Raw genomic sequence first — 12,112 nt, forward strand, 5'->3', positions numbered from 1 at the left:
ACGGATAATTAAATGGGGACAGTCTGAAACATGCTGTTAAATAACAAATCATGTCAAACCGCATTTGTTCATTGCAGTGCTTCATTCAAGCAGGTTATAATTTATATTTAGAGTTTGCAAAGAGACAGCACGACAAACGTCAATACCAGTCTTACAGGAGATTGAACCATGTTTATCTTAAAGAAATTATGGCACGATCTTAAGGAACATAAAGATTTAATCTATTATCTCACCCTTTCAGATTTGAAAACAAACACGTCCCGCACTTATCTCGGTTTTTTATGGTGGGTGCTGGATCCCGTCTTGTACATGCTGGTCTTTTATTTGCTGGTTCAAGTCATTCTGCAAAGAGGCGGAGAAGGTTATGCCGTCTTCCTCTTTGTGGCGCTGATTCCATTAAAATGGACGACTTCCTGTCTGGTTGACGGGACGAGGGCCATTGTGTCCCACCAGAAAATCATCCAGCAAGTTTATGTGCCCAAAATTGTTTTTATTTTGTCCAGCCTGCTGGTCAATACCCTGAAATTTGTGATTGGATCAGTGGTTTTATTTTTGTTTATTTGGATTTACGGCGTTAATTTGAGCACCCATGCTGTTTACTATGTGGCCATTGCTTTCGTTCAGTTTGTCCTGCTCCTGGGGGGCATGATTATTTTGGCCCACTTGGGGGTTTATGTGCGGGATGTACGCAATGCCATGCAGTATGTGGCCCGCATGTTATTTTTCCTGTCTCCGGTGCTGTATACAATGAAAGATGTGCCCCAAGCCGTGGCGCCCTATCTGTATCTTAATCCGATGACCAGTCTGATCGTCTCTTACCGCAATATTTTGCTGGAGCAAGAGGTGCCGTTGTGGGACCACCTGCTTGTCATCTTGTTTGCCGCTGTAGTCTTATTGTATGTGTCCCTGAAGCTGTTATTTAAGTATGAAAAAGAATATGCAAAGGTGATTTGATGTGAGTGTTGATGTCATCCAACTGAACAATGTATGGGTCTCTTACCCTGACCATCAGGGAGGATTGTGGCGTACCTGGCTGAACCGGGAACGCAAGGTGTTCTGGGCGCTGAAAGGCATTGATTTCAACGTCCGCCGGGGGGAAGTACTGGGCGTGATTGGCCGCAACGGATCCGGCAAAAGCACGCTGTTGAAAGTGCTGAGCGGTTTGATCCAGCCCGACAAAGGGGAATATATTGTCCGGGGCTCACGGCCCGTGCTCCTTTCCCTTGGCGCAGGCTTTAAACCGGATTTGAGCGGTTTGGATAACATTTATCTTAACAGTTTGCTATTGGGACACAGCAAGCAGGAAGTAGATGAAAAACTGGAAGAGATTATCGCTTTCTCGGAACTGGGCGAGTTTATTTATAAACCGGTGCGCACCTATTCGGCCGGGATGCGTTCCCGTTTGGCTTTTGCCACGGCCATTACCCTTGACCCGGAGATTCTGCTGATTGATGAAGTGCTGGGTGTGGGCGATGAAGCGTTTAAAGAGAAATGCAGGGAGGCCATTTTACAAAAAGTGGCCGCTAACCGGACCGTAATCATTGTCACCCACTCAGCCAGCCTCGTTAACCAGCTTTGTGACCGGGTGGTCTGGATTCATCTAGGAGAACAAAAGGCCGTCGGGGAAACCAAAGAGGTGGTCAAAGCCTATCAAGCCTTCATGCGAGGGAATAAGACATGAATGTGTTGATGCTGTTGTTTAAGGATATCCATTATGATGCCCGGGTCAAGCGGGAAGCGGTGGCTTTGGCCGAAGCGGGACACCAGGTGACCATTGCCTGCCTGGAAGAATACCCTGAGGATCCTCCTGTGTTGCATGAGCGGGTGGAACTGTTGCGTTTGAAAATCAGCACCAAACGGATCAGGCGCAGTATCACCAACAGTGAGAGAGGCTCAGGGGCTGCCCGGCATGTATTGCGGATCGTCCGCACCCCTGTCCTTAAATTGTTGAAAGACATACTGGCCAGCCAGGAGTATTACCGGCATGTTAAGGCCTGGCTCCGCCAGCATCCCGTTGATGTCATCCACTGTCACGATTTAAATACTTTGCCGGCAGGGACCCGTTTGGCCCGGCGCTTCGGCACCCGGCTGGTCTATGATTCCCATGAGCTTTTCAATGAAATGGCAGGCAAAAATGCGCTGGAACGGCGAGTGGGTTATTGGGTGGAGAACCGGCTGATCCGCCATATCGATCACTTGATTGTGGTCAACCCTTTTGTAAAAAAGGAGTTTTTCAAACGTTACGGGCCCCTTCCCACTACCGTGATTCAGAACACGCCTGTCTTGCCGGATTTCGGTCAACAACGGCCGGATGATGTGGCTGATTTGCGCTGCAAGTACGGCTTGTGCGATGATGATGTTTTGCTCATTTACCAGGGCGGCTTAAACCCGGAAAGGGGACTGGAAGAGTGTATTCAAGCGGTGGCCTTGTTACCGGAACGGTTTAAGCTGGTCCTGATGGGAGACGGCCGTCTGAAAGAAAACTTGCAGGCCATGGTGGATGAACTGGGTCTGAACAAGCGGGTTTTTTTTCACGAGCCGGTTCCCTCTGAATCGCTGCTTTGGTACACCAAGCAGGCTGATGTGGGGCTGGTCATCTATAAAAATACGTGTCTGAACAATTATTATTCCACCCCGAACAAAATATTTGAGTATTTGCTGGCCGGGATCCCCACAGTTGCTTCAGATCATCCCGGCAAGCGTTATGTTGTGGAAGGGGAAGGAACCGGAATTTGTGTCGCCGAAACGCCTGAAGCGATTAAAGCAGGCATCCTGGAGGTCATCAACCGCCTTGATGCTTTTAAACAGAACTGTGTGGTCAAACGGACCCAATTTTGCTGGCAAAAAGAACGGGACAAACTGGTGAAGATGTACCAACAGTTAGGAGCGCCTGAGCATGAACAACAAGCTGCTGCTCGTTAGCCAACATTTCCCTCCAGAGATCGGGGCGGCCAGCAACCGGATGAAGCATCTGGTTTCCCGCCTCAAGGGTCACGGTTATGAACTGTTTGTCGTAACTGCCAGCCCCAGCTATCCAGAACCAGACCTGTATCGGGGTGTGGAGCTGGATGATGCGGACGGGGAGATCCGGGTTTTTCGCAGTCCGGTCATCACCCGGGGCTTAAAAGGGAAAACAGCCAGGATCGTCAATCAGCTGCTGTTTTTGTTCTACGCTTTGCTCATGGCACCGTTTATTTGCTTGAGGTATTCGGTGCGGGTCTGCCTGACCACATCGCCTCCTTTTCCGGTCAACCTGGTGGGTCTTATCCTGGCTCTGGTGCTGCGTGTCAAATGGGTGATGGATGTGCGCGACCTGTGGCCGGATTCTTTGCTGGCCGTCACCGGTATGAGTGATAAGTCAGTGATCTACAGGCTCTTAAAGAAGCTGGAGCTGTTGTTTTACCGTGTCAGCCGGGCCATTGTCGTGGTCACCCGCCGCTCGAAGGAGATGCTGGTCCGGCAGGGTGTCCCCCCTGATAAGATCCAGGTGATTACCAATGGCATCCCCGATTGGACCCTGGGCTACAGGGGGGCGGGGCAAAGCGCAGGATTGGCGGCTGGTGAGCCATTCCGGGTGGTCTATATAGGTAACCTGGGCTATGCCCAGCAGCTGGAGATCGTGCTGGAAGCGGCCCGCATGTTACAGAATGATCCTGACATCCGCTTTTATTTTGTCGGTGAAGGACTGGCCAAGCCGGATTTAATGCGCTATGTGCGTGACCATCAGCTTGCCCATGTCCATTTCATTCCCGCTCAGACAGATAAGCAACAACTGCTTAAATGGTACAGGCAAGCAGATTTAGGCATTGTGTCATTAAAGCAAAGTCCTCTGTTTGCAACGGTTATTCCCAGCAAGGTTTTTGAATACGGGGCATTGGGTATCCCGATCTTGTATATCGGCCAGGGAGAGGGAGCCGAATTGGTAGAAAAATATGGCTTAGGTAAACGGGTTGACTATGATACAATAGCAATCAAGAGAGCTATTTTAGACCGTGCCCGGCATAAAGATCATGAAAACAGGCAGCAGGAAGACAGGCTGCACCGTTTTATACAGGACTTTTCTTGGGATGCTTTAATTCATAAATACCTGAAAATATTATCCAGTTAAGGGAGAGAGTGAACTGTGATGAAAAAACTGTGTGTGATGGGATTAGGCTATATCGGTTTGCCAACTGCAGTGATGTTTGCCAAACATGGCTTAAAAGTGCATGGTGTCGACGTTAATCCAGTGGTGGTCGAAACGTTGCAAAAGAAACAACTGCATATCGAAGAGCCGGGCTTAAAAGAGATGATGACCGAAGTGATGGATAACGGCAGGCTGGAAGTTTCTACTGCTCCGGCCAAAGCGGATGCGTTCATCATTGCCGTTCCCACGCCGATCAAAGCGGATAAGACCGCTAACCTGGATTATGTCAAAAGTGCCACAGAGATGATTGTGCCTTATCTTGAAAAAGGCAACCTGGTCATTTTAGAATCCACTGTTCCGCCGAGAACGGTTGAAGATGTCATGGTGCCGATTTTACAGCGGAGCGGACTCAATATTGGGGAAGATTTGTATGTTTCCCATTCTCCGGAGCGTGTGCTGCCTGGCCAGTTGTTTAAAGAGCTCGTGGACAATGACCGCATCGTCGGCGGCATCAATGAAAAATCAGCCCAATTAACCGTCGAGCTGTACAAAACTTTTGTCAAAGGGAAAATTCATGTCACCGATGCCACAACGGCTGAAATGGTCAAGCTGATGGAAAATACGTACCGGGATGTCAATATTGCCCTGGCTAATGAATTTGCCCGTATCGCTGAAAAAGTAGGTTTCAACGTATGGGAAGCCATCGAACTGGCCAACTGTCACCCCCGTGTGAACATTCACCGTCCGGGTCCGGGGGTAGGCGGACATTGTATTGCCGTTGACCCGTGGTTTATCATCGAGCAGGCGCCTGAGGAAGCCAAGCTGATCACTACGGCCCGGAACATTAATGACAGCATGCCTTATCATGTGGTGCACACGATTGAAGAATTGGTGAAAACCATCGACAATCCAGTCATCTCCCTGTTTGGGCTGGCTTTCAAAGGCAATATCGACGATATGCGTGAAAGTCCGTCCCTGGTTGTGTTGGAGGAATTGCGCAACAAGGGCTATGAGCTGAAGATCTATGATCCCTATGTTAAAGCGGAGATACCCGGAAAAGTGGACGGTGTGGAAGAAGCGCTGTCCGGATCTGATCTGCTGGTGATCCTGACCGATCATAAGGTGTTTGCTGAACTTGACTTTGCCAGCCTGAAAGGGTTCATGCGCAACCATAATGTATTGGATACGCGGCATATTTGCTCCCAAGAAGCTGTGCAAAACGCGGGCTTTAAGTATTTTGAGATTGGTTCCAAGCTGCCCTTGGAGGTACATGTTTAATCCTGTGGCTGGCAAGCGGGGAGGATCAGGATGAAAACATTGGCTTATACCGCATTATATGTGCTCAGTCTCTATTTAAATATGCGTACGCTGCAGCAGAAGCTGTTTCAGTGGATCCTTGACCTGGGGCGTCCCTATGAGCAGGCCTGCTGGCTGTACAAGATTATCGTCCGGTTGCGCAAACATCGCTTGTTTATCGAACATGTCCGTGCCAACCAGCAGCTCGGGGAAAATGAGAAACGCCTGTTGGCGGCCTTGACCTGGCGGCATCTGCGCCAATATCAGCGGGCCTGGCATGAACTTTCACCCATACCTCCCGGTGATGAGCGCATCGATGAGATCCGGGTGAAATCTTTGTATGATCTAAGGAACGTGGAGGAGCTTCTGCATTTAAGCGATGAGGTGAACCTCGGGGACTACCTGAATGATGAACAAAAGGAGCATATTGTCCGCTATGCTTTTCGCCACCTTGGCCCTCAGCCGGCCCGTCTGTTGGCCGAGTGTTTTGCCCAGGGAGATGCGGAATCGTTTTTTGTCTCCTGCATTGGCAAGTATCGTAACTTGGAGGAGGCTCCCCAAAATTGGAACGAGTTTTTGAGGGACCATTACCAAGAATTTGACCTGGACCGGGAGGAAGAGGTGGCCAGATGCCTAGAGTGGCTGAATGAGCTCCCGGATGAGGAGGGAGAGTTTGGGCTGGTTCTCCTCATGCGCCACGTGGCCCATGAGAAGGAGCTCTATGGCCGTGTGCTGCGTAAGTTGTTTAAATCAAGGCAAGATGTTGAGCTGGATAAGGACCTGGAGGGGTCTGCCTGGGCTTATCTGGGCCTTGCCCAGCAGGCCATCCAAGATCGCAAATACCATTTGGCCCTTCATTTTGCCCTGAACGCTTATAAAGAAGGGGACAAATCTGGCCTGCTCTATGATGTGGTGATCGAAAGCCTGGCTCACTTGCGCGTGAAACGGCATGAGATTTTGGATTTGCAGCGCATGGTGGACGAAGGTTTTATCGATTTATTCAGCCCGGATGCCCTTCAGCTCTTACGGACCTGCAAAGGGTTTCATCATTTGTATGCCGAAATGGACACCGCAGCTTTAGATACCAAGACCTTAGAGCGTTTGATCCAGGCTGGACAAGCCCTTCCCAGCGAACAGCAGCAGGACTTTTACCATTATATTATTAATGCTTTGCTCGCACAGGATGAACCGTTGCAGGTGGATCCTGTACAGCTGGAACAAATGGAGGCTGTGTTGGGCAACGATCATTTGCCGCTGACCCGTCTGCGTTTGCGCCTATATGCTGACCGGAACCAAACTGATGCCATAGAGCATGTGCTTTCCTCCCTCAACCAGGAAGAAAAGGTCCAAGCCCTCCTGTTTATTTCCAGCTATTATTATGAACGGCTGCGGTTAGATACCGCTTTGGCCTATGCTGATCAGGCTTACCAGCTGGCCCCTAGGAACATCAGGGTTTTGCGCAGACTGATCGGTATCCATCACCGGCTGGGTAACATCTCCGACCGCCTTAAGTATTTGCGTGCTTTCCGCTCTCTGTCCGGCCCGCTTTTAGGGCGGGAGTACGATATGGCTGAAGACGAATACCGCCTGCTAGAGACGAACTGGCAATGGGACACGGATCTAGCACCGATCCCTGAAGATGAACGGTCAGAGCGTATTATTCATGTCTTGAACAAATCCTTGCCGGCCATTAATGGTTATACGGTGCGAAGCAGCGAGATTGTCACCCATCAGCAAGACAATGGCCTCTCCCCTGTTGTGGTCACCAAACTGGGCTGGCCTCCGCCTCAAGCCGATGGAGAAAAGGAAATGGAAATCCACAAAGGCATTGAACATTACCGCCTGTATGCCAACAAAAGGAACGTTCAGTTGAACAAGGTGCCGATGAGTGAATATTTCCAGGCCTATGCTGATCAATTTGCCCAGTTGGTCCTTAAACTGAAACCCAAAGTGATTCATGCTGCTTCCAACTTTCAAAATGCCTTGCCTGCTTTGCAGGTGGCCAAGCGGTTGGGGATTCCTTGTGTCTATGAAGTGCGAGGGATGTGGCAGGATACCCAGAGTTCTAAGACGCCTGGATTTTATCTGTCAGAACGTTACCGTTTGCACCAGCGCTATGAAGTTTACTGCTGCCAATTAGCCGACCGGGTGGTGGCCATTAGTGAGAGTTTGCGGGAGCATCTGATTGAACTGGGGGTTGCTGCGGACAAAATCGAAGTGGTGCCCAACGGAGTGGATGCGGACCGCTTTGTCCCACGGGAAAGGGACCAGGAGATTGTGCAGCGTTACGCCCTGGAGGACAAGCTGGTCTTTGGCTTTATCGGTTCGGTTACGCCCTATGAAGGTTTGGATTATTTGTTAAAAGCGCTCGCGCTGCTCAAGGAAAAGAGAGCGGACTTCAAGTGTCTGATCGTTGGGGACGGTCCGGCGCTGAATGAGTTGAAGCATTTGGCAGCCCGCCTTAAGTTGGACGAGCATGTGCTTTTCGTTGGGCGGGTGCCCCATGACGAGGTGCAACGTTATTACTCCGTGATCGATGTATTCCCCTTCCCCAGAACCAAGGCCAAAGTGTGTGAGCTGGTCACCCCGTTGAAACCATATGAAGCGATGGCCATGGGCAAGCTGGTCCTGGTCAGCGACATTCCGGCTCTGAGGGAAATGGTGATTGAAGGGGAAACAGGGCTGATCTTTGAGGCCGAAAATCATCACGCCCTGTATGAAACACTGGCCCAGGCGGAACAGCATCTGGATCTGGGAACAAAAAGCCGCACATGGGTGGAACAACACCGGGATTGGAAAAAGCTGATCCAAGCTTACCCGCACATTTATGAGCAGGCGGAACAGGCAGCAAAAGCGGCAAGACAAACAGAAAGTGCTGTTTCCTCCACGTCATAATAGTTATAATTATATATAGAAAATATGGGGCAATACGTTGCCCGCCTCTACAGAAACTTATCTGAGACATGCGCCAGTCAGTGACTTCACCATACTGGGCGGACCGCAGGCTGTCTCAGATGAGGTTGCGGTTAAGATTAGAGAAACAATCACTTTTAAATATCCGGATATTGGAAGGTATTGCAAGGCTATGGAATGGCACATTTAAAAGCTCGCTGCAATATGCAAGCGGGCTTTTTACAACAGGCGAAATAATCTACAAAGCCGTCAGCAGGCCTCTATCAGGGCTGTTGATAAAGGGGTGGTCAGATGACACAACAGGCCATGATGCAATGGGTGATGAATAGGGTAAATGGCCAGTATATCCTCGATTTCTCCTCCTTTGAAGGGAAACTGGGAGCGGAATTGGCCAAAATGGAGAAGGAGGTAACCATTTGGCTTCCTCCAGAGAAGTTTTCTTCTTTTTCCCAGTTCTTTCACGAGAACTCGGAAGCTGAGGGCAGGTTGCATGTCTATGCTGGCAACCGCACAGCGTTGTTTTATGCTGATCACTATTTTAATACGATTATACTTAATCCGCTGGAAGCTGAAGTTGTTGAACAGCCCTCTCTCTTGATACAGGAACTTGCCCGCTTGCTTAAACCAAATGGCCGCCTGATCATGTTTTACCCGGCAACTGAAGCATTGTATCATGAGCCGGGCCGGTTGATCCGCTGTTTTTCCATGTTGGCTGAGCTTCAGCACTGCCTCTATTTAAAGGGAGTTGAACTGAAAAATGGTTACCTGCGGGCAGTGGCAATCAAACGCTATCACGGACAACATCTGTTGACAGATGAAGAATGGCGCAATCTGTTGAAGGGCCATCTTTATGAGTATCATGAGGCACCGTGGGGCAAAGAGGTGTCCCTTTTGCGGGAGGAGAACGCCCGCTTGCGCGATGAGGTGTCCCAGTTAAAACAGGAGAAAAAAGCTTTGGAAAACCAGCTGGCCGCAATTAAATCTAGCTTCTGGTGGAAAGCGGCCCATCGTCTTCAACGCTGGACGGGTGGTAGCAGGGAGCCAATACCGGGTGGCGAGCAGGAAAACAATACATCTCCCTCCCTTTTACACGCTGAGAGGAACGGCACCGCCGGCACACCTGCGGGCAGCAAGATGACTGTTTCCTCTGCAGCCAAAGCATCTGAGCCTTTGGCCGGGCCTCCCTTAAGCAAGGGAGCGTCAAATCCACCTGCTGGAACAGCACCTTCTGCAATGTCATCAACAGCGGCAGACCAACCTGTTGCAACCCTGGCTGAGCATCAGGAACAGACGCTGATGGATCAATGGCAACGCTATCTGGGGCGTGTAAGAGAGGCAGGTGCACAGCAGTGGATTATAATGGACGGCAGCACGACCTACTGGCAGCATAACCGTTATGACCGTACCTTGCAATTAACAGGCGCCTTGCTTAGACAAGGGGTGCCCGTCGTCTTGGTTTGTGACGATGATGGTCAGGTGCTGCCTGCCTATAATGGATCATTGCTGTTCCAATTTCCACGGACCATTTTTGAAAAAAGGGTTCATGAGGTTCTGGAGGCTGATCCTGGCGTCAAGATGAAGCTGATGATTTTTACCCGCCCAACCCTTTCTCAAACGCGTATGTTGCATGTTTGCAAGGTGAAGGGCTGGGTAACGGTTTATGACGTTCAGCAGGATTGGGAGGCTTTATCCTGCTGGGCCGGCCAATCTGTCTATGCCCAGCATATTGAAAAATATTTGGTCCATCATGCTGACCATATCATTGCCGTTTCGTCTCCCATGAAACAGAAACTGCAGGAATGGGGAACCTTAGCGGCAATCACGGTCTGTCCGAACGGATGGGAACTGGCCTGGTGCGGGCAGCAGGGAGAGCAAAAAAGAGACCGTCCAGCCCAAACCAAACAGCCTGTGATTGGTTATGTGGGCCTGTTGGGCAAGCCCTGGTTTGATTGGGAACTGGTGATCCGCCTGGCCAGGTCTCACCCTGAGTGGCGGTTTGAAATCATTGGCGAGGACAATGAAAAGAGCGGTGATCTTACTCCCCTTTTACCTGCTAACATCAAGGTTTATGCCAAACGGGATGAACACCACAAACAGCGTCTGCTGAGCCGGTGGTCCGCTGTATTTCTGCCATTTGCTGACCCTCTGGTTGCTGCCCATAGTGACCCCATACCCATCTATGAATATCTGGCTAACGGGTTGCCGGTGATTAAGATGTATGGCGATGAGCGCGGGCAGTGCCCGTACGTTTATCCGGCCACGAATGGCCAGGAGGCAGCCCTGCAGTTGCAAAAAGCCATTGATGTTGCTGTTGACCAGGCTCTGTTAGAAGATTACTTGAAGCAACAGAGCTGGGAGAAGCGCGTCACACAGCTGTTAGCCGTGACGGAGACGGCACAGCCGCCCATTTTTGCACAATTTCAGTCTGGAAAAAAGGGGATTGCCAAATGAAGATTTTATACATTTACCGCTATTTGATCCTGGGCGGGGTAACAACCCAGCTGGTTAACCGTTTGGCCTATTTGCGCCGTTTTGCTGAGGTGCATTTTGCCTATTTGAAAGATTACGGCGGGCGGCGCGCATTTGGTGATTATCCTCATCTTCAGGTTGCCGGCAGTACCGGGGAATTGGCTGATTATATCAACAGCCATAACTTTGATGCGGTCATCATTATTGATACGGATGAGGCCTATGCAGCTTTAGAGCAGGCCAGGTACCAAGGTTGTGTGATTCATGAGGTGCATACCACAACCAGCAATATCCGTTATCTGGACCGTTTGAATATAACGGGTATCGACGCTTTTCTTGCGCCTTCAAAGTACGTGGCAGATCTGATCAGGAAGCGGTTCCCCGCAGCAGCGGCACGTTGCTATATCACGCCGAATTGCCTGGATACCGGACTTTTTACCTATTCCCAGCCTGAGCATATCCCTGCACAAAAAGTACTGCTTTGGGTCGGGAAACTGGACCAACATAAAAACTGGCCTGCCTTTTTGGCCATCTCCCATAGTCTGTTACAATTAAGGGACGATTGTCAGTTTTGGATGATCGGCGGTGAAACGGCCAAAGCAGAAACTGTTGATGCCCTGCTTGAGCAAGCTGACCAGTATGGCTTGTTATCCCGGTTGCATTGGATACAAAGTCTGGATTATGAGGACATGCCACAGGTTTACGCCTTAGCGGCAGCCAGCGGCGGATTAAGCATCAGCACATCCAAAAACGAGTCCTTTGGGATGACCGTGATTGAATCACTGGCTTGCCGCTGTCCGGCACTTGCCCCGCGGGTGGGCGCCCTTCCAGAAGTGCTAGATGGTGAACTGAATGTCTGTTTGTACGATGGTTTGGATGTTCAACAGATCACGGAGAAACTAAACCGTCTTCTTGATGATCAAAATCTAAGGAACCGGCTGATTGATGCCGGCTGCCGCAAAGTCAGGTCCCAGTACAGCATTGAAGCTGCTGGCCGTCATTATTTTGACACGCTGAACAAGGTGATCAACCAGAAGATGGGAAAAGAACATTAAGCAGAAACAACCGTGGAGAGAACAATTGCAAAAGTTAGCACCCTGCGGGGTGTTTTTTATGTTTAAAACTCAACTTTCGCACCTTGAAAAACACGAGAATCCCTTGATTTAACTGGGGAATTTGGTCAAAAAACGCGAAAAACACCCAATCCTTTGGTAAAATGAAGTTGCTATCACTAACACTTACCAAGGAAAGGATGTTTTTCATGTCTATCGTACCAAATTCCTCGGCTTCTGACCAGCAACTTCTTTC

General features: G+C 50.0%; 9 protein-coding genes. 8 read left to right on the forward strand and 1 reads right to left on the reverse strand.

The genetic code is table 11. The annotated features are described in order from the left end of the window. Positions 1–168 precede the first annotated feature (168 nt). The 8 genes from IEW48_RS11295 (at position 169) to IEW48_RS11330 (ending at position 11,859) form a co-directional block, all read left to right on the forward strand. Positions 169–954, forward strand: coding sequence for an ABC transporter permease (locus IEW48_RS11295; RefSeq protein WP_188623846.1), 786 nt, complete (start codon positions 169–171; stop codon positions 952–954). Position 955: 1 nt separating this feature from the next. Then, positions 956–1,681 carry an ABC transporter ATP-binding protein gene (locus tag IEW48_RS11300; RefSeq protein WP_188623847.1) on the forward strand — a complete coding sequence of 242 codons (726 nt, stop codon included), beginning with the start codon at positions 956–958 and terminating at the stop codon, positions 1,679–1,681. After that, on the forward strand, positions 1,678–2,922 hold the full coding sequence (locus IEW48_RS11305; RefSeq protein WP_188623848.1) for a glycosyltransferase family 4 protein: 1,245 nt from the start codon (positions 1,678–1,680) through the stop codon (positions 2,920–2,922). Before IEW48_RS11300 ends, IEW48_RS11305 begins: the two co-directional genes overlap by 4 nt. Next, positions 2,897–4,108, forward strand: coding sequence for a glycosyltransferase family 4 protein (locus IEW48_RS11310; RefSeq protein WP_188623849.1), 1,212 nt, complete (start codon positions 2,897–2,899; stop codon positions 4,106–4,108). The genes IEW48_RS11305 and IEW48_RS11310 overlap by 26 nt, the downstream gene beginning before the upstream one ends. Before the next feature lie 15 nt (positions 4,109–4,123). Continuing rightward, the gene (locus IEW48_RS11315) at positions 4,124–5,404 is read left to right on the forward strand and encodes a nucleotide sugar dehydrogenase (protein WP_188623850.1); all 1,281 of its coding nucleotides are present in this window, start codon (positions 4,124–4,126) and stop codon (positions 5,402–5,404) included. A gap of 30 nt (positions 5,405–5,434) precedes the next feature. Beyond that, positions 5,435–8,317, forward strand: a complete 2,883-nt coding sequence (locus IEW48_RS11320) for a glycosyltransferase (protein WP_188623851.1) — start codon at positions 5,435–5,437, stop codon at positions 8,315–8,317. Positions 8,318–8,626: 309 nt separating this feature from the next. Further along, positions 8,627–10,786, forward strand: a complete 2,160-nt coding sequence (locus tag IEW48_RS11325; RefSeq protein WP_188623852.1) for a glycosyltransferase — start codon at positions 8,627–8,629, stop codon at positions 10,784–10,786. After that, positions 10,783–11,859 carry a glycosyltransferase family 4 protein gene (locus IEW48_RS11330; protein ID WP_188623853.1) on the forward strand — a complete coding sequence of 359 codons (1,077 nt, stop codon included), beginning with the start codon at positions 10,783–10,785 and terminating at the stop codon, positions 11,857–11,859. Before IEW48_RS11325 ends, IEW48_RS11330 begins: the two co-directional genes overlap by 4 nt. A gap of 34 nt (positions 11,860–11,893) precedes the next feature. Here IEW48_RS11330 and IEW48_RS17095 read toward each other — a convergent pair. Next, a partial coding sequence (locus IEW48_RS17095; RefSeq protein ID WP_229704024.1) for a hypothetical protein occupies positions 11,894–12,112 on the reverse strand: 219 nt, incomplete at its 5' end.

It is taken from the genome of Caldalkalibacillus thermarum (genome assembly GCF_014644735.1).
GTDB lineage: Bacteria > Bacillota > Bacilli > Caldalkalibacillales > Caldalkalibacillaceae > Caldalkalibacillus > Caldalkalibacillus thermarum.

What these genes read in the sequence shown, in the direction of transcription:
- IEW48_RS11320 (WP_188623851.1), top strand. Translation starts at nt 5,435, where the DNA reads ATGAAAACATTGGCTTATACCGCATTATATGTGCTCAGTCTCTATTTA.
- IEW48_RS11330 (WP_188623853.1), top strand. Translation starts at nt 10,783, where the DNA reads ATGAAGATTTTATACATTTACCGCTATTTGATCCTGGGCGGGGTAACA.
- IEW48_RS11325 (WP_188623852.1), top strand. Translation starts at nt 8,627, where the DNA reads ATGACACAACAGGCCATGATGCAATGGGTGATGAATAGGGTAAATGGC.
- IEW48_RS11310 (WP_188623849.1), top strand. Translation starts at nt 2,897, where the DNA reads ATGAACAACAAGCTGCTGCTCGTTAGCCAACATTTCCCTCCAGAGATC.
- IEW48_RS11305 (WP_188623848.1), top strand. Translation starts at nt 1,678, where the DNA reads ATGAATGTGTTGATGCTGTTGTTTAAGGATATCCATTATGATGCCCGG.
- IEW48_RS11295 (WP_188623846.1), top strand. Translation starts at nt 169, where the DNA reads ATGTTTATCTTAAAGAAATTATGGCACGATCTTAAGGAACATAAAGAT.